This window comes from Streptomyces sp. NPDC056161 (genome assembly GCF_042268025.1).
Taxonomy (GTDB): domain Bacteria; phylum Actinomycetota; class Actinomycetes; order Streptomycetales; family Streptomycetaceae; genus Streptomyces.
In genome coordinates, this window is sequence record NZ_JBHJUV010000021.1 from 123,172 (window position 1) to 148,346 (window position 25,175).

Genomic DNA, 25,175 nt, shown 5'->3' on the forward strand with positions numbered 1-25,175 from the left:
TCGGCACCGGGCGCCCCCAGGGCCACCGCACCCCCGCCCACCAGCACCCGCGCCCTGTGGTCCCGGTCACTGGACGTCCGGTGAATCAGGAGGGAACTCTTGGTCATGGGATTCTTTGGACGGCCGTTCGAGTGCGATCCGCTGCCTAGCATGACGTGATCGACGTACGGTACGACCCCGGGAGGCTCCGGATGGTGTTGTCCGGCCTCAGATGGAGGTCGTGGCATATGTGGGGCGTCGCGGGTGCCGTCCTCGTGTGCCTGGTGGCCGGGGCCCTGGCCGTCACGCACGGGTCACGACCGGCCCACGCGGACTCCGGCGGTCTGCCGCACACCACCGTCGAGGTGTCGTCGAGCAACTGCGGCCACGGCTGGGACGCGCCCGCGCCCGGTGTCCAGGTGTTCGACCTGCACAACACGACCGGGGGCTCCGCCGAGGTGTTCCTGGAGGATCCGCAGAGCCAGGCCGTCTACGGCGAGGTGGAGGACATCGGCCCCGGAACGACACGGGAGCTGACCGTCCGGGTCGGCAAGGGTTCGTACGCCTTCAAGTGCGTCCCCGACGACGCCGACGCCGTGACCGGGCCGACCGTGCGCATCGCGACGGGCCGCAGCGGCCCGTCGGCGGCCCCGGTCACCGAGCACGATCTGATTCCGCCGGCGCTCGCCTACCAGAAGTGGGTGGGCAGCGGGCTCACCGACGTGGTGCGGCTGACGACGAGGCTCCAGGACACCATCGACCGGGGGGACCTGCCCGCGGCACGGACGGCCTGGCTGCCCGCGCACCTGGAGTACGAGCGGCTGGGCGCGGCGTACGACGCCTTCGGTGACGCGGACGCGCAGATCAACGGCACCGACGCGGGGCTGCCCGGCGGGGTGCACGACAAGGACTTCGCCGGCTTCCACCGCATCGAGTACGGCCTGTGGCACGGCGAGTCCGCCGCCGGGCTGCGCGCTCCGGCCGCCGCTCTGGTGAAGGCGGTCACGGGGCTGCGGGACAGCTGGGCGCAGGCCCGGATGGACCCGGCCCAGCTGGGCCTGCGGGCGCACGAGATCCTGGAGAACACCGTGCAGTTCGAGCTGACCGGCCGCACCGACTACGGCAGCGGCAGCAATCTGGCCACCGCCGGTGCCAACCTGGACGGCACCCGTCAGGTCCTGTCCCGGCTGCACCCCCTGCTCACCACCCGGTACGCCGATCTGTCCGGCCTGGACAGTGAGCTGGACCGTGCCGGGCACACCCTGGACGGTTTCCGGCACGGCGGCGGATGGACCCCGCTGGACCGGCTGAGCCGCACGCAGCGCGAGGACGTCGACGCGGTCCTGGGCGACCTGGTGGAGCGGCTGGCGTCGGTGGCGACCCTGTGCGATCCGCGGAGGACGGTGTGAGTACGGCCGAGGGCACGGACGGAGTCGGCCGGCGCCGGTTCCTGCGCGGGGCGGCGCTCGCGGGTGCGGGGCTGGCCGCGGGGGGCGCCGCCGCGGCCGTCCCGGCGACCGCGTCCGACGCCGCCGCCGGTACCGGGGCGTCCCCCGTCGTCGCGTTCCACGGCGTCCACCAGCAGTCCGTGATCGCGCCGCCGCGCCGGACCAGCGTGTTCGTCTCCTTCGACCTGACCGCGCGGAGCCGGTCCGAGCTGACCGACGTGCTGCGCACCCTCACCGACCGGGCCCGGTTCCTGACCTCCGGCGGCACCCCCGCGCCGGTGGGCATCACCGCCCCGCCCAGCGACTCGGGCATCCTCGGCGAGCGGCTGCCGTCCGACGCGCTGGCGGTGACCGTCGGTGTCGGCGCCTCGCTGTTCGACGACCGGTTCGGGCTGACGAGGCAGAAGCCGCGCCGGCTGACCGCCATGCCCGCCTTCCCCGACGACGACCTGCGCCCCGAATGGTGCCACGGCGACCTCAGCCTGCACCTGCACGCCGACGACAACGACACCGTGCTGCACGCCCTGCGCGACATCGCCCGGCACACCCGCGGCGGCATGCAGGTCCGCTGGCGCCTGGACGGCTTCAGCAGCCCGCCCCGCCCCGCCGGCACCCCGCGCAACCTGCTGGGTTTCAAGGACGGCACGGCCAACCCGGGGACCACCGCCCGTGAGATGGACGGCCTGGTGTGGGTCGGCAAGGGTGCGGGCGAACCCGACTGGGCGGTCGGCGGCAGCTACCAGGTGGTGCGGCTCATCCGCATGCTGGTGGAGTTCTGGGACCGGGTCTCGCTGAGCGAGCAGGAGCGGATGTTCGGCCGCTCCCGTGAGTCCGGCGCTCCCCTGGACGGCGACGCGGAGCACGACACCCCGGACTTCGCGGCCGACCCCAAGGGCGACGTCATCCCCCTCGACTCGCACATACGGCTCGCCAACCCCCGTACCGCGGCCACCACCGACCAGCGGATCCTGCGCCGCCCGTACAACTACGACCTGGGCACGGACAGCAACGGCAACCTCGACATGGGCCTGCTGTTCTGCTGCTACCAGCAGGACGTCGTCCGGCAGTTCGAGACCGTGCAGAAGCGGCTGGCGGGTGAACCCCTCACCGACTACATCTCACCGTTCGGCGGTGGCTACTTCTATGCGCTGCCCGGTGTGCGGGACGCGGCGGACTGGTACGGACGCGCCCTGCTCACCTGACTCGATTCAGACAACTTCGACGCTCGACCAGTCAATAAGCGGTCAAAGTTCGGCCCATTTTCCCTGACCCCTTGTTCACCCGGCCGCCACCACGCTTCCGCCGACATGCCGCCCGAGCGGCGAAACATGCGTGGCCGTACAGCTCACTGAATATTCGCCCGGAGGGTGAACGAGCATGGCCAGCAAGGCAAGCAGAACAACGATCAGGAGTCTGGGGGCGCTGGTGGGGGCCGCCGCTCTCGCCGTCCTCGGCGGAACCGCGCCCACCTGGGCCGCGGTGCCGGCCGGCCACGGCCAGGGCAACCACCAGGACCACTCCTCGACGACCACCCCGATCAAGCACGTGGTCGTGCTCTTCGACGAGAACGTCTCCTTCGACCACTACTTCGCCACGTACCCGAAGGCCGCCAACACCGACGGCACGAAGTTCACGGCGGCGAAGAAGACCCCGAAGGACATCGACACCCTGGCGCACGCCGGGCTGCTGACGAAGAACCCGAACCAGTACGCGCCGAAGCGGCTCTCCCCGTCCCAGGCCATGACCTGCGACCAGAACCACTCCTACGGTGCCGAGCAGCTGGCCGCCGACGGCGGCAAGGCCGACAAGTACGTGGAGAACACCGAGGTCGACAAGTGCAGCGGCGGCCTGTTCGGTGAGCCCGGCCTGGTGATGGACTACTACGACGGCAACACCGTCACCGCGCTGTGGAACTACGCCCAGCAGTACACGCTGAACGACCGCTCCTACAGCTCGGTCTACGGCCCCTCCACGCCCGGCGCGCTGAACCTGGTCTCGGGCCAGACGCACGGCGTGGTCTCCATGGACCCGTCCACCGGCACCGAGAACCCCAAGCAGACCTCGACGCCGGACTCGTACGCGGTCAAGTCGCCCGACGCGAAGGGGGTCGGCACGGTCATCAACGACCCGGACCCGGCCTACGACGACTGCTCCGACAGCGACCACAAGTCCACCAGCGCGCTGGCCTCGATGCAGGGCCAGAACATCGGTGACCTGCTGAACAAGAAGGACGTCAGCTGGGGCTGGTTCCAGGGCGGCTTCCGCCCGTCCACCGCCTGGGACGGCAAGGGCACCGACTACGCCAAGTGCGACACCACGCACACCAACCTCGGTGGCGCGTCCGTGGCCGACTACAGCCCGCACCACAACCCCTTCTCGTACTACAAGTCGACGGCCAACCCGCACCACCTGCCGCCGAAGAACGTGGACGAGATCGGCCACAGCGGTCAGGCCAACCACAACTACGATCTGAGCGACTTCGACGCGGTCGCGAAGTCGGGCAAGCTCCCGGCCGTCAGCTTCCTCAAGGCCGGTGAGTACCAGGACGGCCACGCCGGCTACTCGGACCCGACCGACGAGCAGCACTTCCTGGTCAACGAGATCAACACCATCCAGAGCTCGCCGCAGTGGAAGTCCACCGCGATCGTCGTCGCCTACGACGACTCCGACGGCTGGTACGACCACGCCTACGTCGCTCCGCGCAACGGTTCGACGGACACCTCGCTGGGCTCCAACGGCCAGTCCACCGACAGCAAGGCGTGCCAGAACGGCCCGAAGGCGTCCGGCGGCTACGCCGACCGCTGCGGTCCCGGCACCCGCCAGCCGCTGCTCGTGATCTCCCCGTACAGCAAGGTCAACAAGGTCGACCACACCCTGACCGACCAGTCCTCCATCACCCGCTTCATCGAGGACAACTGGCGCACGGGCCGGATCGGCGACCACTCGTTCGACGCCACCGCGGGCTCCCTGAACGGCATGTTCGACTTCCGGCACTCCAACGACAAGCAGGTGCTGCTGAACTCGGACGGCTCCGTCAAGTCCGTCGGCCCCATCCGCGCCGTCGCCCCGATCGCCACGAGCATCGACGCGGGCCCGATGCAGAACACGGCCGCGACCACCGGCACCTCCGGTGTCACCCTCCCGGTGTACCTCGGTGTGGGCGGGCTGCTGGCCGCCGGCGCCACGGGCACGTACTTCACGCTCCGCCGCAAGCACCGCGTGATCGCCTGACGACGAGCGTCCGGTGACGGACGCGGTCGGCACCGCCCGGCAGCCCGACGCCCCCTGGCCGATGCCTCGGCCCTCCCCGGGGGAAAAGGTCGGCTGCCGGGCGGTGCCTTTTCGTATGCTTCGCCTGCTCCGGCACAAGGACGCAAACGGAAAGGGAACGGGGATGCCCGAGGGATGGCAGTGGGACAGCACGCTGTTCCGCGGCAGCGCGGCCTTCTACGAGCGCGGCCGGCTGCCGTACGCCCCGGGCTTCGCCGGGACCCTGGCCGCCGCCCTCGGTCTGGACGGGCGGGGCCGGCTGCTCGACGTGGGCTGCGGGCCGGGCACTGTGCTGCTGGCCATGGCGCCGTTCGTCGCGGAGGCCGTCGGCGTCGACCCCGACGCGGACATGCTGGCCGAGGCGCGGCGCGCGGCCGAGCGCCGCGGGGTGGCCAACGCGCGGTGGGTGGCCGTCCGGGCCGAGGACCTGCCGGCCGGCCTCGGCGGTTTCCGCGCCGCCGTGTTCGCGCAGTCCTTCCACTGGACCGACCGGGACCGGGTCGCCGAAGCCGTCTTCGGGATGCTGGAGCCGGGCGGCGCGTTCGTCGTCGTGAGCGACCTCAAGGACGGGTCCGGGGAGTCGGTTCCACCGCCACGGCCGCCGTCGCCCGCGCATCCCGCACCGCCCGGCGCGGAGATCCACGCGCTGGTGCGGCGGTATCTGGGGCCGGTGCGCCGGGCGGGCCGGGGCACGCTGCCGAAGGGCACGCCGGGACGCGAGGACCTGGTGCTCGCGCGGGCCGGGTTCGAGGCGTCCGCCCGGCACGTCGTCCCGGGCGGAGCGGTGGTCGAGCGCACCGCGGACGACATCGTGGCGTGGGTGTTCTCCCGGTCCTCCGCCGCACCGCACCTCTTCGAGGACCGGCTTTCGCAGTTCGAGCGGGACCTCCGGGCGGTGCTGCGGCAGGCGTCGCCCGGCGGCCTTTTCACCGAGTGCCTGCCGGCGACCGAGATCAGAACCTGGCGCAAACCGGCGCACGGCGCCGCGGCGCCGCCCGCTCCGGGGGACCGCGCCCCCCGGCCCTGAGCCGCCTGGCTTCACTGACCTCGGGGTCTTTCGCAGCCCGGATCTCCGCACAGCGGTGCTGACCGGACGGGCCCGTTCCAAGCGGTGCGGGAGGGCCGACTCGGGCGGTACGTCGCATCTCCATCTCCCCATGCGCAAAGATGAGTTGATCGATGTCCACCGTCGCGTACCGGTGTCCGGTGCGGGCGGGAGGACGGCGTGGGACGGAGGATCGTGACGTACGCAGGAGCCCTCGGGCGCGGAAGACAGGGGTCCGCCGTGGTGATCGTCTGCGCGGCGCTGCTGGTGGGGTGCTCGGGCGGCGGGAACGACGCTGCCGGGCAGCGGACCACTCCCGGTGCCGCCACCTCGGCCGCGACCGGCGGCACGACGGCCGGGTCCGGGACGGCGAGCCCCGGTCCGGCCGGGTCCGGGGCGGCCTCCGCGGGGTCCGGTGACGGCGCCGGAACCGGGCAGCAGTCCGCCGGGGACGCGCGGTTCAAGGCCGATCCGGCGCTGCTGCCCGCGAACCGGTCGCAGGCCCTGCGACTGCTGCGCGCCGTCACCGTGGGCCCCGACAGCTACGGGCCCGGCTACGAGCGGCGCACCCCGTACGAGAGCGATCCGGCCGACTGGCCGGTCCTCGGCACCGACTGCGTCTGGCAGCGGCGGTCGCTCCCCGCCGACGTGCTCGGCAGCCTCACCCGCTACGCCCGGCTCCCGGCCGCCGGCGGCAAGGGCGAGGTGCGCACCGCCGCGACCGTCACCGTGCACCGCACCACCGCCCAGGCCGACCTGGAGATGTCCGAGACCCTTGAGGAGGCGCTGCGCTGCCCCGACCAGCAGTTGCGCGCCGACGAACGGATCATCGGCCTCAACTCGATCGGCTCCGGCTACGGAACGAACGGGAACACCTCGGCCGACGACGTCCTGCTGGAGGTGGGCCGTTACCGCAATCCCGAGATCGGCAAGGGGGACATGAACTACTTCTGGGACCAGGTCCGGCTCGGACCGGTGACCATAGCCGTCGCCGTCCAGGGCGGCACGGGGTACGCGCAGGGCGATCTGCTGACCGCGCAGGCGCGGGCCGTCGCCGCCATGGAGACCGCGGTGCGCGGCGAACTGGGGGACCGCAAGTGATCGACCGTTCCCTGCGCCCGGGTGACCCCTCGTTCCTGGGCGGCCACCGGCTGCTGGCCCGGCTCGGCGAGGGCGGCATGGGCGTCGTCTACCTCGGCCGCGCCGACTCGGGGGCGCTCGCCGCCGTCAAGGTGATCCAGGCCGAGTACGCGCACGACGACGACTTCCGGGCCCGGTTCCGCCGCGAGGCGGACGCCGCCCGGCGGGTGGACTCCCCGTGGGTGGTCAAGGTCACCGGCGCCGATCCGGACGCCGCACGGCCCTGGCTGGCGACGGTCTTCGAGCCCGGCCCGTCGCTCGCCGAGGCCGTCGGCCGGCACGGGCCGCTGCCCGCGCGAGCGGTGCGGGTCCTGGGGAAGGCACTGGCCCGCGCGCTGGCCGCCGTGCACGAGGCCGGTCTGGTCCACCGGGACGTGAAGCCGGGCAACATCCTGCTCGCCGCCGACGGCCCCCGGCTGATCGACTTCGGCATCGCCCGAGCGAGCGACGCGACCGCGCTGACCGCGTCGGACGTGATCGTCGGCACCCCCGGCTTCCTCTCCCCCGAGCAGGCCGCGGGCGGCGACCGGCTCGGTCCGGCGAGCGACGTGTTCTCGCTGGGCTGTGTGCTGGCGTACGCAGCGACGGGCCGGCCGCCGTTCGGCGCCGGCGCGGTGGACGCGCTGCTCTACCGGACCGTCCACGACGAGCCCGATCTCGACGGCCTGGACGAGGAGTTGGCCACCGTCCTGCGACGCTGCCTCGCCAAGGACCCGGCCGAGCGGCCCACCCCGGACGGTCTCGACGCCGCCCTGGTGGAGGACGTGCCGTCCGGGACCGCCGACTGGCTGCCGGCCGGCGTCGTCCGCATGGTCGCCGACCGGTCCGCGGAGATGCTGTCGCTGCCCGAGATCGGGGCCACGATCATCGAGGGACCGGTGCGCGAGGGCGACCCGTCCCGGCGCCGGTTCCTCGCCGTCGTCTCCGGGGGCGCGGCCGTCCTCGCCCTCGGCGGCGGTGCCGCGGCCTGGGCCGCGCTGCGCGGCGGCGGGCGGCACGCGGCGGCCGGGCCCGGCTGGGCGATCGGGGTGCAGGCCGACCTCAGCGGCCCCGGCAAGGCGGCCGGGCAGGCGCAGCAGGAGGGCGCCCGGATCGCGGTGGAGGAGTTCAACGCCCGCGCCGACCGGCCGTTCACCCTGCGGTTGGCGTCGTCCGACGACGAGGGCCGGGCCGATCGTGCCGCCGCGGCGGCCCAGCGGCTCGTCGACGACACGGACGTCCTGGCGGTGATCGGGGCGGGCACCGACGCGACCACCCAGGCCGCCCTGCCCGTCTACGACGCGGCCCTGCTGCCCGTGCTCGGCATGTCCGCCGGACTGAACCTCGTACAGAACATCCGTTCCTTCGTGCGGGGCCGGCCGCTGCACAGCGTGGTCGCCATGAAGCTGGCCTTCCATCTGGAGGCGACCAGCGCGGCCAGTCCGGTGGGTGTGCTGCTGGACCGCGGCGGCGCCGACGTCTCCTGGATGACCATCCAGATGGTCAACTTCCTCGTCCGGGAGTACCACGACGCGACGTATCCGCGGGTGGTGCCGGCCGGCACCACCGATCTCACCGGCGTACTGGCCGACATGCGGTCCGCGGGCATCGAGGCGTTCGTGTACGCGGGTCCGGTCGACGGGGCGATCCGGGCGGCGCGGGGGATGGCCGGCTTCGACGGGCCGAAGTACGCGGCCGAACCCGCCCTCGACGCCCGGTTCGCCGCCGAACCGGCCGCCGCCGGGTGGACGGTGGTGGCGAGCGCGATCGGGCCGGGCGCGACGGACGTCCGCTCCTTCGCCCAGACCTTCCGCGAACGGTACGGACGCGGCCCCGGCTTCTGGGCCGCCGAGGGCTACGACGCGGCGAACCTGCTGATCCGGCAGCTCACCGCGACGGCGGGGAAGCGCCCGACCCGCAAGGCGCTCATCGGCCCGCTGGGGAAGGCCGAGTACCAGGGCATCACCCGCGACTTCGCGTTCGCCGCCGCGGACGGGAGCCCGCCGACGCTGAAGACGCCGGCCAGCTTCGTGCACCAGGTCCTCGACGGCACCTTCCACTATCTGGGCCCGGCCCCGGACCAGGCTCCCCAGCCGAGGACGGCGTGACGGCGTCGCGGTCGGGGGCCCGGTGGCGATGCGGCCGCTGACCGCCGCCGACCCGGAGTCGGTCGGCGGGTACCGCCTGCTGGCCCGGATCGGAGCGGGCGGCATGGGCGTCGTCTACCTCGGCCGTTCCGCCGGCGGCGCGCTGGCCGCCGTCAAGGTGATCCGCGCCGAGCACGCCGCCGATCCCGGCTTCCGGGCCCGGTTCCGCCGCGAGGCCGCTGCCGCCGCCCGGGTCGACGGCCGCTGGACGACGCCCGTGACGGCCGCGGACCCCGAGGCCCCCGGGCCCTGGATCGCCACCGCCTTCGTCCCCGGGCCCTCGCTCGCCGAGACGGTCGGCGGGTACGGGCCGCTGCCGCCGGACACCGTGCGGGCGCTCGGTGCCCGGCTCGCGGACGCACTCGCCGCCGTGCACGCGGCCGGGCTCGTGCACCGTGACGTCAAACCCGGGAACGTCCTGCTCGCCCTCGACGGTCCCCGGCTGATCGACTTCGGCATCGCCCGGACGAGCGGCGCCACCGCGCTGACCGCGTCGGACGTGATCATCGGCACCCCCGGCTATCTCTCGCCCGAGCAGGCGCGGGCCCGCGAGGAGGAGGTGGGCGCGCCCAGCGACGTGTTCTCGCTGGGCTGCCTGCTCGCCTACGCGGCGAGCGGACGGCCGCCGTTCGGCGGTGGCGGCGCGGCGGGCGCGCTGTACCGCACCATCCACGAGGCGCCCGACCTCGACGACGTCCCGGACGACGCGCTGCGCACGCTGATCGCCCGCTGCCTCGCCAAGGCCCCGGCCGACCGGCCGACGGTGCCTCGGCTGCGGGCGGACCTGGGCGGGTCCGGGTCCGACACCGACGACTGGCTGCCGACCGGTCTGCCCGCGGTGATCGCCGAACGTTCGGCGCAGGTCCTGAACCTGCCGGAGCCGGAGCGGCGCGCACCACCGGAGGTCGCACCGCAGGAGCCCGCAGCGCGGGAGCGACCCGCCTGCGGACGGCGGCGTCTCCTGCTGCTGGGCGCCTCGACGGCGGGTGTACTGGCCGTGGGCGGCGGCGCCGCCTGGCTGGTCGGCCGGCGGGCCGGGGCGGGCGCGGACGGCCCCCGGCCCACCCGCGCCGTCGCCGTGCACGCCGACCTGACGGGCCCCGGCAAGGCGCTCGGCGGGGCCGTCGAGCGGGGCGTGCGGCTCGCCGCCGAGCAGCACAACGCACGCGCGGACCGCCGCTACGACCTGGCCCTCACCGTCCTCGACGACCGCGGCGAGACGGACCGGGCCAAGGAGCTGGCCAAGCGGCTGGTCGCGGCGGGCGAGGCGTGCGCGGTGGTCGGGCCGACGTCCGACGCCACCGCGCTCGCGGTCCGGGACACCTACAACGGCGCCCTCGTGCCGATGCTGACCGCGTGGGCGGGCGCCTACACCCTGTACGGCATGAACTCGGTCACCGAGCCGGCCGTGTTCCAGGTCAGGGCGCCCGACTACGCGATGGGCCCCCCGCTCGTCCACTACCTCAGCACCATCAGCCGGGCCACCCGTACCGCGCTGATCGACGACCGGGCCACGGCCGAGTACAGCTGGCAGACCGTCCAGGCGCTGACGAAGCCGCTGTCGTCCGCCGGTTCGGTCAGCGCGTACCCGGTGGCCGCGGACACCGACGACTTCGCTCCGGTGGCCGCCGAGGCGGCACGGGCGCAGGCCGTCGTCTACTGCGGCAGTTCACCGCGGCGGGCCGCCGCCTGCGCCCGCGCGCTGCGGGCGGCCGGGTTCACCGGCACGCCCGCGGCGACCGAACCGGTCCTCGACTCCGGCGGTCCGGGCTTCCTGGACTCGGCGGGCGCGGCGGCTCAGGGCTGGGTCTTCGCCACGACGTACGTGGACCCGGCGCGGATGAAGTCGGCGGCGGGTTTCGTCAGTTCGTTCCGGCGGCGGTACGGCGTCCAGGAGGTCGGGCGGGGCGCGGCGGAGGCGTACGACGTGGCCGGCCTCCTCGCGGAGGCGCTGACCGTGATGGGCACGGGGCAGTTGGACACCGGCAGCCTGGCGCACCGGCTGCGCGCGCTGAAGTACCACGGCGTCACCAGGACCATCGCCTTCCGCTCGGACACCGGCGGGGTGCAAGTGACGCCGGGCCTGTTCCTGTGGCGGGTGACGAACGGCGTGCCGCGGTTCCTCGGGCAGTACGAGGAGGTACGGGCGGACACGGGCACGGGGGACGAGTCCTGACGGCGGGCATCCGGCCCGGGGGACGAGTCCTGACGGCGGGCATCCGGCCCGGGGGACGAGTCCTGACGGCGGGCATCCGGCCCGGAGGACGACTCCCGACAGCGGGCATCCAGCCCGGAGGACGCGCCGGGCGGGACTTCGGACCGGGTCGGCCCAGAAGGCGTGTCCGCGGATCGCGGCACGGCTCAGGCGGTGCGCCGGCGGGTCGCGGCGGGCTTCTTCGCCGTCGTCTTCTTACCCGCCGGCGCGTCCGCGGACGCGGTCTTGGCGGTCGCCTTCTCCGTCGTCTTCTTGGTCCGGGCGGACTTGGCCGCCGTTTTCTTCCCGGCGGAGGCGGTCTTCTTCGCCGCCGTCTTCTTCGCGGCGGCCGTCGTCTTCCTGGCGCCCGTCTCCTTCGGGGCCGCGCGGCCGGTGCGACGGCGGGGCAGCGAGGTGACCTCGGCGTGCTCCTGCGACCCGCCGGCCGCCGCCCGCGCCGCCGGCTCCGCCGCCTCCTCGCCCCGCGACTCCTTGGCCGCCCGGACGCTGCTCTCCAGCGCGGCCATCAGGTCGAGCACCTTGCCGCTGGTGGCCGCAGCGGGCGTCTCGGGGGGTGACTCACCGGCCGCCTTCGCGGCGATGACCTCCTCCAGGGCCTCCCGGTACTCGTCGTGGAGATCGGCCAGGTCGACCTCGCCCAAGGTGTCCATCAGGGCGTCCGCGAGGTCGAGTTCCTTGTCGCGGACCGTGACGTCCGCCCCCGGGGCGACGCCCTCGGGGGCGCGGACCTCGTCCGGCCACAGCAGCCCGTGCATGGCGATGGCGTCCCCCACCACCCGCAGCATGCCCAGCCGCTCCCGGCCGCGCAGGGCGTACTTGGCGATGGCGACCTTGTTGCTGCGCTTGAGCGCCTCGCGCAGCAGCGTGTACGGCTTGGCCGCCGCGGCGCCGCCGGCCGCGAGGTAGTACGCCGAGCCCATCTGGAGCGGGTCGATCCGGTCGGCCGGGACGAAGGCCACGATGTCGATCGTGCGGGCGGTCGGGATCGGCAGGTGGGCCAGGTCGTCGTCGGAGATCGGAACGACGGAGCCGTCCGCGTCCTCGTACGCCTTGCCGATCTCCGCGCCGCTCACCTCGCGGTCCTCCAGTTCGCAGAACTTGCGGTAGCGGATGCGACCGCCGTCCTCGGTGTGGATCTGGCGGAAGGCGATCGAGTGGCTCTCGGTGGCGTTCACCAGCTTGATCGGGATGCTGACGAGACCGAAGGAGATGGCGCCGTTCCAAATGGATCGCACGTTCCACACCCTTCCTTCCGATTCCTGGCGTTCCTGGTGTTCCTGGTGTTCTTGGTGTTCTTGGTGTTATGGCGACGAATATCTGAGATTGTCATCCTATGACGCCGATCACAGAGGTGGAGGGGCGACGGGTCGCGCTCAGCAACCTGGAGAAGGTGCTGTACCCGGCGGACGGCTTCACCAAGGGCGAGCTGCTGCACTACTACGCGACCACGTCCGCGGCGCTGCTCCCCCATCTCCGCGACCGGCCGGCGTCGTTCCTGCGCTATCCGGACGGGCCGGACGGGCAGGTGTTCTTCGCCAAGAACGTGCCGCCGGGCACGCCCGAGTGGGTGACGACCGCCGAGGTGCCCCGGTCGGAGGGGCCCACCCGGATGGTGCTGGTGCAGAACCTGCCCTCGCTGATGTGGGCGGCCAACCTCGTCGCCGAGTTCCACACCCCCCAGTGGCTGATCGGGGCCCCCGAGCGGGCCGACCGGCTGGTGTTCGACCTGGACCCGGGCGCTCCGGCGACGGTGGTGCACTGCTGCGAGGTCGCGCTGTGGCTGCGGGAGCGGCTGGCGGCGGACGGGCTCGAGGCGTACGCGAAGACCTCCGGGGCGAAGGGGCTGCATCTGCTCGCCGCGGTCCGCGGGGCCTCGTCGGAGCGGGCCTCGGAGTACGCGAGGGGGGTCGCCGTGGCGGCGGAGCGGGCGCTGCCGCGGCTGGTGGTGCACCGGATGACCCGGAGTCTGCGGCCGGGGAAGGTGTTCGTCGACTGGAGCCAGAACGCGGGCAGCAAGACCACCGCCGCGCCCTACACGCTGCGGGCACGGGCCGAGCCGACGGTGTCCACGCCGGTCACCTGGGACGAGGTGGCGGACTGCCGGCTACCGGAGCGGCTGGCCTTCCGGGCCCAGGACGTCGCGGCGCGACTGAAGGATTTCGGCGACCTGATGGCTCCGCTGCTGGACCCGGCACGCGCCGCACAGCTGCCCTGACCGGGCCGCCGCCCCTCACACCCGCAGCCAGGTGTTCCGGTCGCGGGCCATCGCGTGCAGGGCCTGAGCGTCCGCCGGTTTCAGCACCCCGCCGAGCCGGGCCAGCGCCGCGACCTCCGTGTCCCGCAGGACGCGCAGCTCGCGGGGCCGCACGGTGACGGTGACGTCCGCCGGGTCCACCAGGACGAGCACCGGGCGGACCTCGGCGGTCAGGGCGTACGAGGCGCGGTCGGCGTCGGAGCGGACCCGGCGCAGCACCGGGTGCGCCTCGCGGCGGCCGAGCGCGACCAGCGGGTCGGTCACCAGGACGCGCTGCTTGCGGGCGTACAGGGTGTGCAGGGCGAAGATCCCGGCCGGTCCGATCAGCAGGTGGTGGATCCGGTCGCCGCCGGGCAGCGGGACCGAGTGCAGGACGTGCCAGCCGGCGCCGTCCAGGCCGTCCAGCACCTCGCCGACCGTCTGCTCGGCCAGCAGGGCCCGGCGCCGCGGGTCGGGACGCAGCCGCCGGGCCGGGCCCGGATCCCGGTCGAGGTCCACCAGCAGCGCCTCGCCGGGGCGGTTCGGGGCCAGGTCGTCGTCCGGGTGCAGGGAGAGCCGGACCAGCTCGGCGGGCGTCGGGACGGGCGGCGGGCCCACGCTCACCGGGCCGGCCAGGAAGGGCTCCAGCACCTCCAGGACGTCCTGTCTCCGGTCCTCGCTGAGCAGGTTGACCCGGGCCGCCGCACGGTCGTACCAGGCGATGTTCCTGCCGTCCTGGAGACAGACGTACAACCGCTCCCGGCCCTGCCGCCGGTCCGGCACCACGCGCAGTCCGCTCATGCGCCATCACCCCTCGACCATGGAACAGGCGGGACGCTCCGGGAGCAAGGAGCAGGTTCCTGCGCCACCGGCCGGCGGCGCCCGCGGACGGGCGGCGCCGCCGGCATCCGGGCGGGCCGAGCCGCCGCCGCCGTGTTCCGCCGTTCGGGTGCACAAAAAGGATTTGCCGCCGAATAGGGTGTACGGGGCCCCACCGACCCCGATCCCCAGGAGCACCGTGCCACGCCGTCCCCCCGCCCGCGCCGTCCGTACCGCGCTGGCCGTCGCCCTGCTGTCGGTGGCGGCGGCCGGCTGCGGCGACACGGGCGGGCTGCGCGCCGCGGGTCCCACCCCGACCGCCGCGGGCCCGGCCAAGCTCTGGCCCGGCCTGGAGCCGGCGTCCAGCCCCGCCTGGCCGTACGACGCGGCGAGCCGAGAGCCCGTACGGGGCGTCACCGTGCCCGGGGACGACATCCACAAGGTGGACCCGGTCGCCGTGGTCCGGGCGGAGGTCGCCGCGCACCCGGACAGCTACGGCTCGAAGGGCCCGTACCACGGGACGGCGGACCGGATCGCCGACTGCGCCGCGGGCGGGGACCGGAGCCGGTGCCCGCTCCTGCCGGCGTACTACCGCGACCTCACCGGGGACGGCCACGACGAGCTGGCGCTGGGCTTCAGGCTGTACCCGACGAACCAGACCGCGATCCGTGTCTACACGGTCGAGAACCACCGGCTGGTCCAGATCCTCGCGGACAACGACGCGATCGTCGGGGTCGAGCTGGCCGGGCGTACCGTGATCGTCCGCTCGCCCGCGGGGATCTCCGGCTACGAGTACCGCACGACCTGGACCTGGGATCCGCAGCAGCGCGCGATGGTGTTCGCCCGCGACGAGTTCCTGCGCACCGGCGGGGGCGGACCCGCCCGCACACCGGCGCCGTCACCGTCGTCATCACCGACGCCGTCATCTCCGGCGCCGTCATCGCCGTCGCCGTCGGCCCAGGGATCGTGATGAGGCGGCCCGCACTGCCCCAGTGGACCGGGACGCTCGCCGCGAAGGCCGCCGTCTTCATCGCGGTGATGTGCTGCGCGCTGGCCGCGCTGCTCGGTGTCCTGGTGCACACCTCGGTGACCAACCAGACCGTCGGCCAGGCCCGCGCCGAGGCACTGACCCAGCTGACCGACGCGACCCAGGCGTACCAGTCGGGGGACATGCTGCCGCCGGGCGCCGGCATCGATCCGGCGGGACTGCCCGCGTCGCTGCGGACCCTGGCGGCAGGCGGGCAGCGGGGCACGATGGTCACCCGGCACCACGGACAGCCCACGATGTGGGCGGCGGGCCCGGCCGCGGGCGGGCGGGCGCTCGCGGTGGAGGTCGACTACGCGCAGCAGGCGAGCACCATCGCCGGGCTCGACAGCTCGATCCTGTGGTCGTCGGGGCTGGCGATCACGGCGACGCTGGCCGTCGGCGCGTTCGCGGTGACCCGGGTGACCCGGCGGCTGCACGGCACGGCACAGGTGGCCCGCCGGATCAGCGCCGGTGACCTGGACGCGCGGGTGAACGACCCGCGGACGAAGGATCCGACGCACCGTCCGGACGAGGTGGCGGCCGTCGCCGCCGCGCTGGACTCGATGGCGTCGTCGCTCCAGGGCAAGCTCCAGCGCGAGCAGCGGTTCACCGCGGACGTGGCGCACGAACTGCGCACCCCGCTGACCGGGCTGCACGCGGCGGCCGAACTGCTGCCGCCGGGGCGCCCGACCGAGCTGGTGCGGGACCGGGTCGCGACGCTGCGGACGCTCACCGAGGACCTGCTGGAGATCTCCCGGCTGGACGCCGGGCGGGAACGGCTGGAGACGGACACCGAGGAACTGGCGGCGCTGGCCCGGCGGGTGGTGCGGGCGTCGGGGACCGACACCGAGGTGCGGGTGGTCACGGACGCCTGGGTGGAGACCGACCGGCGGCGTCTGGAGCGGGTGCTGGGCAATCTCGTGGCCAACGCGCACCGGCACGGGCGGCCACCCGTGGTGCTGACGGTGGACGGACCGGTCGTCACGGTCCGGGACCACGGCGACGGCTTCCCGGACTACCTGATGGCCCACGGCCCCCAGCGATTCCGCACGGAGGGCGTGACGACCGGCCACGGGCTCGGACTGACGATCGCGGTGGGCCAGGCGGAGGTGCTGGGCGCGCTCCTGCACTTCACCAACGACACCAACGGCGGAGCCATCGCCCGCCTACACCTACGCCGCCCCCGCTGACCCCCGACCCGCACCCGCACCCGCACCCGCACCCGCACCCGACACCCGACAACCACCCACCCCCCAACACGGCCGTCACCCAACCCACCCACACCAGCCACCCCCTCCAGCCACCCCCTCCCCCCCCCAGGGGCGCGGGGAACTGCGCAACCAGCCACCCCCAACCCGCAGACCACCCCCTCCAGCCACCCCCTCCCCCCAGGGGCGCGGGGAACTGCGCAACCAGCCACCCCCAACCCGCACCCGACACCCAACAACCGCCGCCACCACTCCCCCACCCCACCCCACACCACCCCATCCGCCATCCGGCAACCCCGGCCCCGATGGCCCAACATGACGGGGCCGTCAAGAACGGCACTCCTAGCGTGGCGGTCGACCGATTTGATGATTCGTCGGCTTTCATCGTTTTCATCACTTTCACCGCTTTCCCCCACGCCCCCCAGGAGGTCCCCATGCGCCCGCGCTCCCCCCTCACCCACGGCCTCACCCACACCTTCACCCACACCTTCACCCGCACCTTCACCCGCACCTTCACCCGCACCCTCGCCGCAGCCGCCGCGTCCGGCGCCCTGCTCACCACGCTCGCCGCCGCCCCCGCCACCGCGGCCCCGCACGGCGGCGAAGGGCCGGGCCGCTCCCGGGGCGTGGTCACCGCGATCGGCGGGCTGTGGCTGCACGACCGGCCGGACCGCGGCAGCCGCCGGATCGGCTTCGCCCAACAGGGCCAGATCGTGTCGATCTACTGCCGGTTCCCCGGCGGCCCGGTGAACGGCAACCGCATCTGGTACCTCCTCGGGGACCGCACCTGGGCCTGGGGTTCGGCCCGCTACATCCGCGTCCTCGGGCTCACGCCACGCTGGTGCTGACCGTCAAGACGCACAAGGCTCCCGATTAGGTAGGTTCCGGACATGACGAAGGCCGGAACCGCCGTGGCGACGACGGAGACCCCCACCCCCGTCGTCCCCCTCCACCGGCGCCGCGGCATCGAGCTGACCCTCATCGTGCTGGCCGTCCTGCTGTCCGTGTACGGCTACTGCGCCGTCGGTCTCGCGCGCTCCGGCGCCGTCCCGCCCGGCGCCGCCGGCTACGGCGCCGGGCTCGGCGTGCTCGCCCTGGGCGCGCACGCCGCGGTCCGGCTCCGGGCCCCCTGCGCCGACCCCCTGCTGCTGCCGATCGGCGTGCTGCTCAACGGCCTCGGCCTGGTGCTGATCTACCGGCTCGACCTGGAGACGCCCGGCGACCGGGCGGCGCCCGCCCAACTCGTGTGGTCCACGCTCGGCGTGGGGCTGTTCATCGGCGTCGTCCTGCTGCTGCGCGACCATCGGGTGCTCCAGCGCTACGCCTACGTCAGCGGCGCGGCGGCGCTGGCCCTGCTGATGCTGCCGATCCTCTTCCCGGCGGTGAACGGCGCCCGCATCTGGGTCCGGCTCTCCGGCTTCTCCATCCAGCCCGGCGAGTTCGCGAAGGTGCTGCTCGCGGTCTTCTTCGCCGCGTACCTGGCGGCCAATCGCAACGCGCTCGCTTACGCGGGCCGCCGCGTCTGGTTCGTACAACTGCCCACCGGGCGGGTCCTCGGCCCGATCGTCACCCTCTGGCTGATCAGCGTCGGCGTGCTGGTCCTGGAGCGCGACCTGGGCACCTCACTGCTGTTCTTCGGCCTGTTCGTGGTCCTGCTGTACGTCGCCACCGGCCGCACCGGCTGGATCGCGGTGGGGCTGCTGCTCGCCGCGTTCGGCGCGGTCGTGGTCGGCTGGCTGGAGCCGCACGTGCACACCAGGATCGAGGACTGGCAGCATCCCTTCGCCACGATCGACGCGGGCCGGGGCCCCAACCAGCTCGCGCAGTCCCTGTTCGCCTTCGCCGCGGGCGGTGTCCTCGGTTCCGGTCTGGGCCTCGGCCACTCCGTGCTGATCGGCTTCGCCGCCAAGTCGGACTTCATCCTGGCGACGGCGGGCGAGGAACTGGGGCTCGCCGGCCTTTCGGCGATCTTCCTGCTGTACGGGCTGCTCGTGGAGCGCGGCTACCGGGCCGGCCTCGCCCTGCGCGACCCCTTCGGCCGGCTCCTGGCCACCGGCCTCGCCTCGCTCGTGGCGCTCCAGGTGTTCGTCATCGCGGGCGGGGTGACCGGACTGATCCCGCTGACCGGCATGGCGATGCCGTTCCTGGCGCAGGGCGGTTCCTCGGTCGTCACCAACTGGACGATCACCGCACTGCTGATCCGGGTCAGCGACTCGGCCCGGCGCCCCTGCGAGCCGGAGGCGGCCCGATGACCCGGCACATCCGGCACGCCGCCGTGTTCTGCGCCCTGCTGCTCACGGCGCTCCTGGTGAACGCCGCCCGGGTCCAGGTCGTCGAGGGACCGGGCTACGACGGCAACCCCGCCAACCGCCGCGCCACCATCGCCCGTTACGGCCAGCCGCGCGGCGACATCCTGGTGTCGGGCGCCCCGGTCACCGGCTCCCGGGACACCGGCGAGCAACTGCGGCACGAGCGGACGTACCGGGACGGCCCGTTGTACGCCCCGGTCACCGGCTTCGCCTCGCAGGTGTACGGGACGACGTTCCTGGAGCACGCGGAGGACGGCATCCTCTCCGGCGCGGACCCGCTGCTGTCGCCGTTCCCGCTGTGGAACGACGTCACCCGGGCGCAGAGCGAGCCGGGGAACGTCGTCACCACCCTGAACCGGGCCGCGCAGGAGGCGGCCTACCGGGGGCTGGGCCGGCGCAAGGGCGCGGTGGCCGCCGTGGAGCCGTCCACCGGCCGGATCCTGGCGCTGGTCTCCAGCCCGTCGTACGACCCGGCCGAGCTGTCCGGGAACGACGCGTCGGTGACGCGCGCCTGGGACCGGCTCAACGACGACCCGGACAAGCCGATGCTGAACCGGGCCGTACGGCAGACCTATCCGCCGGGCTCCACCTTCAAGGTGGTCACCGCGGCGGCGGCGCTGGACGCCGGAGTGGTCCAGGACCTGGACCGGCCCACGGACTCCCCCGACCCGTACACGCTGCCCGGCACCAGGACGCGCCTGACGAACGAGGCGGAGGGCTGTGCGGACGCCTCGCTGCGCGCGGCCTTCGAGTGGTCGTGCAACACGGTGTTCGCGAAGCTGGGCGTGGACGTCGGGGTCGAGGACATGGTGTCGACGGCGCAGGGCTTCGGTTTCAACGACACCGACCTGAAGATCCCCTTCTCGGTGGCGCAGAGCACCTTCGACACCCGGGTCGACAAGGCGCAGTTGGCGCTGTCGTCGATCGGCCAGTACAACACGCGGGCCACACCGCTTCAGATGGCGATGGTCGCGGCGGCCGTGGCGAACGACGGGCAGGTGCGCACGCCGTACCTGGTGGAGCGGACCACCCGCAGGGGCGGGGAGACGGTGGGCACCGCCGGTCCGCGCGCGACGCGCCAGGCGATGAACCCGGCGACGGCCATGCGGCTGAAGGAGCTGATGACCGGCGTGGTCCGGGAGGGCACCGGTGCCAACGCGGCCATCCCGGGGGCCACCGTGGGCGGCAAGACCGGCACCGCGCAGCACGGCATCGGCAACGCCGGTGTGCCGTACGCCTGGTTCGTGTCCTGGGCCAAGGCCGACAGCGCGCTGGAGCCCCAGGTGGCCGTCGCCGTGGTGGTGGAGGACGCCTCCGCCGACCGGGGCGAGATCAGCGGCGCCGGCAACGCGGCGCCGATCGCCAAGGGGGTGATGCGGGCGGTGCTCGGCCTGTGAGCCGGCGAACGCAGCCCCCGCTGCCCCGTCGTCCCCTCATCCCCTCGTCCCGCCGCCCCGCCGCCCCGCCGCCCCGCCGCCCCGCCGTCCCGCCGCCCCGCCGAGTGCTCGCGCCGGGCGGTCATCGCGCCCGGTTCGCCGTGCCGGAACCGCCCGAACCGCCCGGCGGCGAAGTGTCGTCGCAGCTCACCCTTGTCGCGTCGGTCGGCTCGCACCCGTACGGCGTGTCGCACTTGTTGACGCCGGGTCAACAAGTTGTACGCGGGGGATTGACTCGCTTGCTGACAAGCAGTCTCATAAGTGCGAGAGGACGTACCCCGGGTAACGAGGTGACGGAGCCATGACGACCCTGACGGAAGCCGACGCGCTCGACGGACTGCGTGACGCCCTCGGCCTGCTCAAGGACCGGGAGCAGGTGGCCGAGCGCCTGCTCGTCTCTTCCGCCAAGCACTCCTTCGACCCCGACAAGGAGCTGGACTGGGACGCGCCCTTCGAGGAGGGCAGGTGGTTCTGGCCGCCGGAGCTGGTGTCGCTGTACGACACGCCGCTGTGGCGGCGGATGAGCGAGGAGCAGCGGATCCTGCTCTCCCGGCACGAGGCGGCGGCGCTCGCCTCACTGGGCATCTGGTTCGAGACGATCCTGATGCAGCTGCTGGTCCGGCACATCTACGACAAGGCCGCGACGAGCGCCCATGTGCGTTACGCGCTCACCGAGATCGAGGACGAGTGCCGGCACTCCAAGATGTTCGCCCGGCTGATCTCGCACGGCGGCACGCCCTGGTACCCGGTGGGCCGGGCGCACCAGGCCCTGGGCCGGGTCTTCAAGACCATCTCCACTACCCCGGGCTCCTTCACGGCGACGCTGCTCGGCGAGGAGGTCCTCGACTGGATGCAGCGGCTGACCTTCCCCGACGAGCGGGTCCAGCCGCTGATCCGGGGCGTGACCCGGATCCACGTCGTCGAGGAGGCCCGGCACGTGCGCTACGCCCGTGAGGAGCTGCGCCGCCAGATGGTGACCGCCCCGAAGTGGTCCCAGGAGTTCACCCGGGTCACCTCGGGGGAGTTCGCGCGGGTGTTCTCGGTGGCCTTCGTCAACCCGGAGGTCTACCCGAACGTGGGGCTGGACAAGCGGGAGGCGCTGGCGCAGGTGAAGGCCAGCGGCCACCGCCGTGAGGTGATGCAGACCGGCGCGAAGCGCCTGACGGACTTCCTCGACGACATCGGGGTGCTGCGCGGCGCGGGCCGCAGGCTGTGGCGGTCGTCGGGACTGCTGGCCTGAGCGGTCGCCGGGGACGGGATCACCCGCGACCGCCGCGGCCGGGAACGGTTACGCTGCCGGTCATGACCCCGCAGGCCCCCACCCCCGCCTACCGCCGGCTCAGCGTCGAGGAGCGCCGCAGTCAGCTCATCGACGCCGCGCTGTCGCTGTTCGCGCACCGCAGGCCCGAGGACGTGTCCCTCGACGACGTGGCGGAGGTCGCCGGCGTCTCCCGCCCGCTGGTCTACCGGTACTTCCCCGGAGGCAAGCAGCAGTTGTACGAGGCCGCCGTCAGGTCCGCCGCGGACGAGCTGGAGCAGTGCTTCGACGAGCCCCGCCAGGGCCCGCGCCTGCTCCGCCTCACCCGCGCCCTCGACCGCTACCTCACCTTCGTCGACGGGCACGACACCGGCTTCAGCGCCCTCCTTCAGGGCGGCAGCGTGGTCGAGACCAGGCGCACCAGCGCGATCGTGGACGGCGTACGGCGGGCCGCCGCCGTGCACATCTACAACCACCTCGACATCACCGAGCCCGGCCCCCGGATGCGCATGACCGTCCGGATGTGGATCACCGCCGTGGAGGCGGCCTCCCTGATCTGGCTCGACGAGGACAAACAGCCGCCCCTCGACGAGTTGCGCGACTGGCTGGTCGAACAGTTCGTGGCCCTGCTGACGGTGACCGCGGGCCGGGACCCGCAGACGGCGGCGCTCATCGCGGCGCTCGCCGAGGATGGCTGACACTGGTGCCGTGAAGAGTCAGGACACCCCGTTCGAGGGCGGGCCCATGGACGGGCGCGTGCTGCCCGTACTGCTGGGCCTCACCGGCCATCCCCCGAAGACGTACCGCATCCCGGTGCCGGACGCGCACGGCGGGCCGCCCACCGTCCTGGTCTACCGCCGGATGCCCCGCGCACAGAGCAAGCGCCTAGGACTCGTACGGGGCTGGAAGTACGCGTACGACGCCGAGGCCGGCCAGGGGGCGGCGCGGGCCGGCGCCCGCCACCGGTGGCCCTGGTCCCGGCCGGCGGCCGGCCCCGATGCCGGGCGGTCCGGCACACCGGACGACACCGACGGGTGACATGGTTGCGCCGAACCGCGCACACTCGGCGCGCGGACCGCGCGCGCACCCCCGATACTCCCGGCGCGGGGGTGAAGATACGACAAAACGCCCGCCCGTACCGGAGGTGATGTCGTGTCAGGAAGGCTGCTGCGCCTGGTGGGTACGGCCGTGGTGGCGGCCCAGGCCGCCTTGGTGCCGCTCCCCGCCGTGGCCGCGCCACAACCGCAGCGGTCCGTGGCCGAGCTGCTGACGGACCTTCAGCGGCTGTACCGGCAGACCGAACAGGCCACCGAGACCTACAACGGCACCGCGGAGCAGTTGGAGCGGCAGCGCGCCGAGGTCAGGCGGCTCGACGGGGAGCTGGCCCGCGCCCGGCTCTCCCTGCACGACAGCCGCAGGGACGCCGCACAGCTCGCCCGGCAGCAGTACCAGAGCAGCACCGGCCTCTCCCCCTACGTACGGCTGCTGCTCGCCCGTGATCCGCAGCGGGCGCTCGACGAGGGCCATGTGATCGGTCAGCTGGCGCGGGAGCAGGCGCGGACCGTGGACCGGCTCGAAGGCAGCGAGAAGAAGCAGGACGCCCTGGTCCGCAGGGCGCGCAAGGCCCTCGACACCCAGCTCCGGCTCGCCGAGCGGCAGCAGAAGCAGCGGAACGACGTCCGCACCCGGCTCGCCGGCATCGAGAAACTGCTCGCCTCGCTCAGCGCCGAGCAGCTCGCCGAAGTCGCCCGCGTCGAACAGGACGGGATCGCCGACGCCCAGCAGAAGATCGTGACCTCCGGCGCGCTCAGCGGCGCGCGGCCCGCGTCCGAGCAGGGCGACCGGGCCGTGCGCTACGCCATGGACCAGCTCGGCAAGCCGTACCAGTGGGGGGCACAGGGCCCCGGGGCGTACGACTGCTCGGGGCTCACCTCACAGGCGTGGGAGCACGCCGGCACGCCGATCCCGCGGACCAGCCAGGAGCAGTGGGCACGCCTCGCCCGCGTCCCGCTGGACGAACTGCGCCCCGGCGACCTCGTCGTCTACTTCCCCGAGGCCACGCACGTGGCGATGTACCTCGGAGACGGAAGGGTCGTCCAGGCCCCCCGTCCCGGCGACCGAGTCAAGATCTCCCCGATCGCGGCCAACCCGATCCTGGGCGCGGTCCGCCCGGACCCGACCGAGAAGCCCGCCCGCCCCCACACCCCGGCAGCCCGACCGACCCCCTAGCCACCCAACGCCCCACAGCCCCGCCCCCGTAGGGGCGCGGGGAACCGCGCGACAACCCCCCACCCACCCGCACGACGAACTACACGCGCCGCCACCCCGAAGGGGCGCGGGGAACTGCGCAAACAAACCCCGCCCACCCGCACAGCACTCAGCCCCCGGCAACAGAAGCCAAGTACGCCTTCGTCTTCTCCGGCTCGTAGAAATAGCCCTCGAAGTCCGCCGGATCATCGAACCCGTTCGCGAACCGCCGCGCGACGGGCGCGAACCGCCCGGCCGCCTCCATCAGCTCCAGAACATGCTCCCGCGGCGGAGCAAGCATCGCGTTGGTCCACTTGGTGACATACCGCGCCGTCTCCCAGTACCGCTCGAAGGTCCGCCGCATCCAGACCTCGTCGAACTCCTTCTCACCGTGTTCCAGGATCGAGGCGAGGTAGGAGGCCGCGCACTTGGACGCCGAGTTGGAGCCCTGCCCGGTGAGCGGGTCGTTGGCGACGACCACGTCCCCCACCCCCAGGACCAGACCGCCGCCGGGCAGCCGGCCGACGGGGTTGCGGACGGTGGGCGCGTAACGGCCCGCCAGCACGCCGCCCGCGTCGGTCAGTTCCGCCTTCCTGGCCCGCTCGTACTCCCAGGGGGTGTACCTCTCCATGAGGGCCAGGGTCAGGGACAGGTGCTCGCCCGGATCCCTGACACCGGCGAAGACGTCGAGGGGGCCGCCCGGGACGCCTTCCCAGAACAGCATGTCCGCGCGGCCGTGGGCGGTCAGGGACGGGCTGACGATCAGCTCGCCGACGCCGGGGACGAGGTTGCAGCGGGCCGCGTCGAACTCCGGGTGCTCGGGATGCGGGCCCAGGTCGTGGACGTAGGCCGCCGCCAGGGCGCGCTGCGGTTCGCGGTAGGGGGACCGCTCGGGGTCGCGGGCGAACATGGACACCAGTTCGCCCTTGCCCGCCGCCACCAGCACCAGGTCGTAGACGCGGGAGAAGTAGTCGAGGTCGCCGACCGCGGCTCCGTGGATGACCAACTGGCCGCCGCGCTGCGCGAACGTCTCCATCCAGCCGGCCATCTTCAGCCGCTGGTCGACCGACTGCGCGTACCCGTCGAGCCTGCCCACCCAGCCGATCGCCCGCTGCGCGGGGCCGGGGTCGAAGGAGCCGGGGGCGGCGACCGAGACGCCGAGCCCTTCGATCTTCGGGGCCCGCGCCTCCCAGAAGTTCAGCTGGAGGTCGCGCTCGTGCTGGAGTGCCGTGTGGAACATGCACTGCGTCGACATGACCCGGCCGGAGCGGATCTCGTCGGCCGTCCGGTTGGACATCACGGTGACGTCGTAGCCGTGGGACTGGAGTCCGAGGGCGAGCTGAAGCCCGGACTGGCCGGCTCCGACGACGAGTATCTTCCGCATGCGGGTGATGCCTCCTGGAGGGCTACGGTCG

At 73.5% G+C, this 25,175-nt stretch carries 20 protein-coding genes; 17 read left to right on the forward strand and 3 right to left on the reverse strand.

Features of this window, described 5'->3' with window-relative positions; all coding sequences use genetic code 11:
- Positions 1–227 precede the first annotated feature (227 nt).
- The 7 genes from ACFC09_RS21150 to ACFC09_RS21180 all read left to right on the forward strand — a co-directional run bounded on the left by ACFC09_RS21150 (position 228) and on the right by ACFC09_RS21180 (position 11,184).
- Positions 228–1,388, forward strand: a complete 1,161-nt coding sequence (locus ACFC09_RS21150; RefSeq protein ID WP_376530451.1) for an EfeM/EfeO family lipoprotein — start codon at positions 228–230, stop codon at positions 1,386–1,388.
- On the forward strand, positions 1,385–2,629 hold the full coding sequence (efeB, locus tag ACFC09_RS21155; protein ID WP_376530454.1) for an iron uptake transporter deferrochelatase/peroxidase subunit: 1,245 nt from the start codon (positions 1,385–1,387) through the stop codon (positions 2,627–2,629). The genes ACFC09_RS21150 and efeB overlap by 4 nt, the downstream gene beginning before the upstream one ends.
- Before the next feature lie 175 nt (positions 2,630–2,804).
- The gene (locus tag ACFC09_RS21160; protein WP_376530457.1) at positions 2,805–4,658 is read left to right on the forward strand and encodes a phospholipase C; all 1,854 of its coding nucleotides are present in this window, start codon (positions 2,805–2,807) and stop codon (positions 4,656–4,658) included.
- A 163-nt stretch (positions 4,659–4,821) separates the two neighbouring features.
- On the forward strand, positions 4,822–5,724 hold the full coding sequence (locus ACFC09_RS21165) for a class I SAM-dependent methyltransferase (RefSeq protein ID WP_376530460.1): 903 nt from the start codon (positions 4,822–4,824) through the stop codon (positions 5,722–5,724).
- 213 nt (positions 5,725–5,937) lie between these two features.
- Complete coding sequence (locus ACFC09_RS21170) at positions 5,938–6,843, forward strand: hypothetical protein (RefSeq protein ID WP_376530463.1); 906 nt, start codon at positions 5,938–5,940, stop codon at positions 6,841–6,843.
- Positions 6,843–8,969 (forward strand): bifunctional serine/threonine-protein kinase/ABC transporter substrate-binding protein, encoded by a 2,127-nt coding sequence (locus ACFC09_RS21175; RefSeq protein ID WP_376530565.1) that lies wholly within the window; start codon positions 6,843–6,845, stop codon positions 8,967–8,969. Before ACFC09_RS21170 ends, ACFC09_RS21175 begins: the two co-directional genes overlap by 1 nt.
- A gap of 28 nt (positions 8,970–8,997) precedes the next feature.
- Positions 8,998–11,184 carry a bifunctional serine/threonine-protein kinase/ABC transporter substrate-binding protein gene (locus tag ACFC09_RS21180; protein WP_376530466.1) on the forward strand — a complete coding sequence of 729 codons (2,187 nt, stop codon included), beginning with the start codon at positions 8,998–9,000 and terminating at the stop codon, positions 11,182–11,184.
- Positions 11,185–11,369: 185 nt separating this feature from the next.
- Here the strand turns inward: ACFC09_RS21180 and ACFC09_RS21185 are convergent, their stop codons facing one another.
- Positions 11,370–12,467 (reverse strand): Ku protein, encoded by a 1,098-nt coding sequence (locus ACFC09_RS21185; protein WP_376530468.1) that lies wholly within the window; start codon positions 12,465–12,467, stop codon positions 11,370–11,372.
- Positions 12,468–12,556: 89 nt separating this feature from the next.
- Here ACFC09_RS21185 and ligD point away from each other — a divergent pair, with 89 nt between their 5' ends.
- Positions 12,557–13,438, forward strand: a complete 882-nt coding sequence (gene ligD, locus ACFC09_RS21190; RefSeq protein ID WP_376530470.1) for a non-homologous end-joining DNA ligase — start codon at positions 12,557–12,559, stop codon at positions 13,436–13,438.
- Between the two features lie 15 nt (positions 13,439–13,453).
- Here ligD and ACFC09_RS21195 read toward each other — a convergent pair whose 3' ends face one another.
- Entirely contained in the window at positions 13,454–14,257 is an 804-nt protein-coding gene (locus tag ACFC09_RS21195) for a nuclease-related domain-containing protein (RefSeq protein WP_376530473.1), read from the reverse strand.
- Between the two features lie 217 nt (positions 14,258–14,474).
- On the opposite strand from ACFC09_RS21195, the gene ACFC09_RS21200 reads away from it, so the two are divergent.
- From ACFC09_RS21200 to ACFC09_RS21240, 9 genes are all read left to right on the forward strand, one after another.
- Positions 14,475–15,245 (forward strand): hypothetical protein, encoded by a 771-nt coding sequence (locus ACFC09_RS21200; protein ID WP_376530476.1) that lies wholly within the window; start codon positions 14,475–14,477, stop codon positions 15,243–15,245.
- A complete protein-coding gene (locus ACFC09_RS21205; RefSeq protein WP_376530478.1) occupies positions 15,245–16,492 on the forward strand; it encodes a histidine kinase dimerization/phospho-acceptor domain-containing protein in 1,248 nt (415 codons plus the stop codon). The genes ACFC09_RS21200 and ACFC09_RS21205 overlap by 1 nt, the downstream gene beginning before the upstream one ends.
- Before the next feature lie 452 nt (positions 16,493–16,944).
- Positions 16,945–17,358, forward strand: coding sequence for an SH3 domain-containing protein (locus ACFC09_RS21210; RefSeq protein WP_376530481.1), 414 nt, complete (start codon positions 16,945–16,947; stop codon positions 17,356–17,358).
- 42 nt (positions 17,359–17,400) lie between these two features.
- Positions 17,401–18,762, forward strand: coding sequence for an FtsW/RodA/SpoVE family cell cycle protein (locus ACFC09_RS21215; protein ID WP_376530484.1), 1,362 nt, complete (start codon positions 17,401–17,403; stop codon positions 18,760–18,762).
- Entirely contained in the window at positions 18,759–20,216 is a 1,458-nt protein-coding gene (locus ACFC09_RS21220; RefSeq protein ID WP_376530488.1) for a penicillin-binding transpeptidase domain-containing protein, read from the forward strand. Before ACFC09_RS21215 ends, ACFC09_RS21220 begins: the two co-directional genes overlap by 4 nt.
- A 340-nt stretch (positions 20,217–20,556) precedes the next feature.
- Positions 20,557–21,495: a diiron oxygenase gene (locus tag ACFC09_RS21225; protein WP_376530491.1), complete on the forward strand. Its 939-nt coding sequence runs from the start codon at positions 20,557–20,559 to the stop codon at positions 21,493–21,495.
- Positions 21,496–21,557: 62 nt separating this feature from the next.
- The gene (locus ACFC09_RS21230) at positions 21,558–22,211 is read left to right on the forward strand and encodes a TetR/AcrR family transcriptional regulator (RefSeq protein ID WP_376530494.1); all 654 of its coding nucleotides are present in this window, start codon (positions 21,558–21,560) and stop codon (positions 22,209–22,211) included.
- Positions 22,212–22,221: 10 nt separating this feature from the next.
- The gene (locus tag ACFC09_RS21235; RefSeq protein ID WP_376530496.1) at positions 22,222–22,551 is read left to right on the forward strand and encodes a hypothetical protein; all 330 of its coding nucleotides are present in this window, start codon (positions 22,222–22,224) and stop codon (positions 22,549–22,551) included.
- A gap of 114 nt (positions 22,552–22,665) precedes the next feature.
- Complete coding sequence (locus ACFC09_RS21240) at positions 22,666–23,742, forward strand: NlpC/P60 family protein (RefSeq protein ID WP_376530498.1); 1,077 nt, start codon at positions 22,666–22,668, stop codon at positions 23,740–23,742.
- Between the two features lie 148 nt (positions 23,743–23,890).
- Here the strand turns inward: ACFC09_RS21240 and ACFC09_RS21245 are convergent, their stop codons facing one another.
- The gene (locus tag ACFC09_RS21245) at positions 23,891–25,144 is read right to left on the reverse strand and encodes a styrene monooxygenase/indole monooxygenase family protein (RefSeq protein ID WP_376530501.1); all 1,254 of its coding nucleotides are present in this window, start codon (positions 25,142–25,144) and stop codon (positions 23,891–23,893) included.
- Between the last annotated feature and the right edge of the window lie 31 nt (positions 25,145–25,175).

Coding starts and splice junctions, on each gene's coding strand:
- ACFC09_RS21150 (WP_376530451.1), top strand. CDS start 228: ATGTGGGGCGTCGCGGGTGCCGTCCTCGTGTGCCTGGTGGCCGGGGCC.
- ACFC09_RS21160 (WP_376530457.1), top strand. CDS start 2,805: ATGGCCAGCAAGGCAAGCAGAACAACGATCAGGAGTCTGGGGGCGCTG.
- ACFC09_RS21165 (WP_376530460.1), top strand. CDS start 4,822: ATGCCCGAGGGATGGCAGTGGGACAGCACGCTGTTCCGCGGCAGCGCG.
- ACFC09_RS21180 (WP_376530466.1), top strand. CDS start 8,998: ATGCGGCCGCTGACCGCCGCCGACCCGGAGTCGGTCGGCGGGTACCGC.
- ligD (WP_376530470.1), top strand. CDS start 12,557: ATGACGCCGATCACAGAGGTGGAGGGGCGACGGGTCGCGCTCAGCAAC.
- ACFC09_RS21195 (WP_376530473.1), bottom strand. CDS start 14,257: ATGAGCGGACTGCGCGTGGTGCCGGACCGGCGGCAGGGCCGGGAGCGG.
- ACFC09_RS21205 (WP_376530478.1), top strand. CDS start 15,245: ATGAGGCGGCCCGCACTGCCCCAGTGGACCGGGACGCTCGCCGCGAAG.
- ACFC09_RS21210 (WP_376530481.1), top strand. CDS start 16,945: ATGCGCCCGCGCTCCCCCCTCACCCACGGCCTCACCCACACCTTCACC.
- ACFC09_RS21215 (WP_376530484.1), top strand. CDS start 17,401: ATGACGAAGGCCGGAACCGCCGTGGCGACGACGGAGACCCCCACCCCC.
- ACFC09_RS21220 (WP_376530488.1), top strand. CDS start 18,759: ATGACCCGGCACATCCGGCACGCCGCCGTGTTCTGCGCCCTGCTGCTC.
- ACFC09_RS21225 (WP_376530491.1), top strand. CDS start 20,557: ATGACGACCCTGACGGAAGCCGACGCGCTCGACGGACTGCGTGACGCC.
- ACFC09_RS21230 (WP_376530494.1), top strand. CDS start 21,558: ATGACCCCGCAGGCCCCCACCCCCGCCTACCGCCGGCTCAGCGTCGAG.
- ACFC09_RS21245 (WP_376530501.1), bottom strand. CDS start 25,144: ATGCGGAAGATACTCGTCGTCGGAGCCGGCCAGTCCGGGCTTCAGCTC.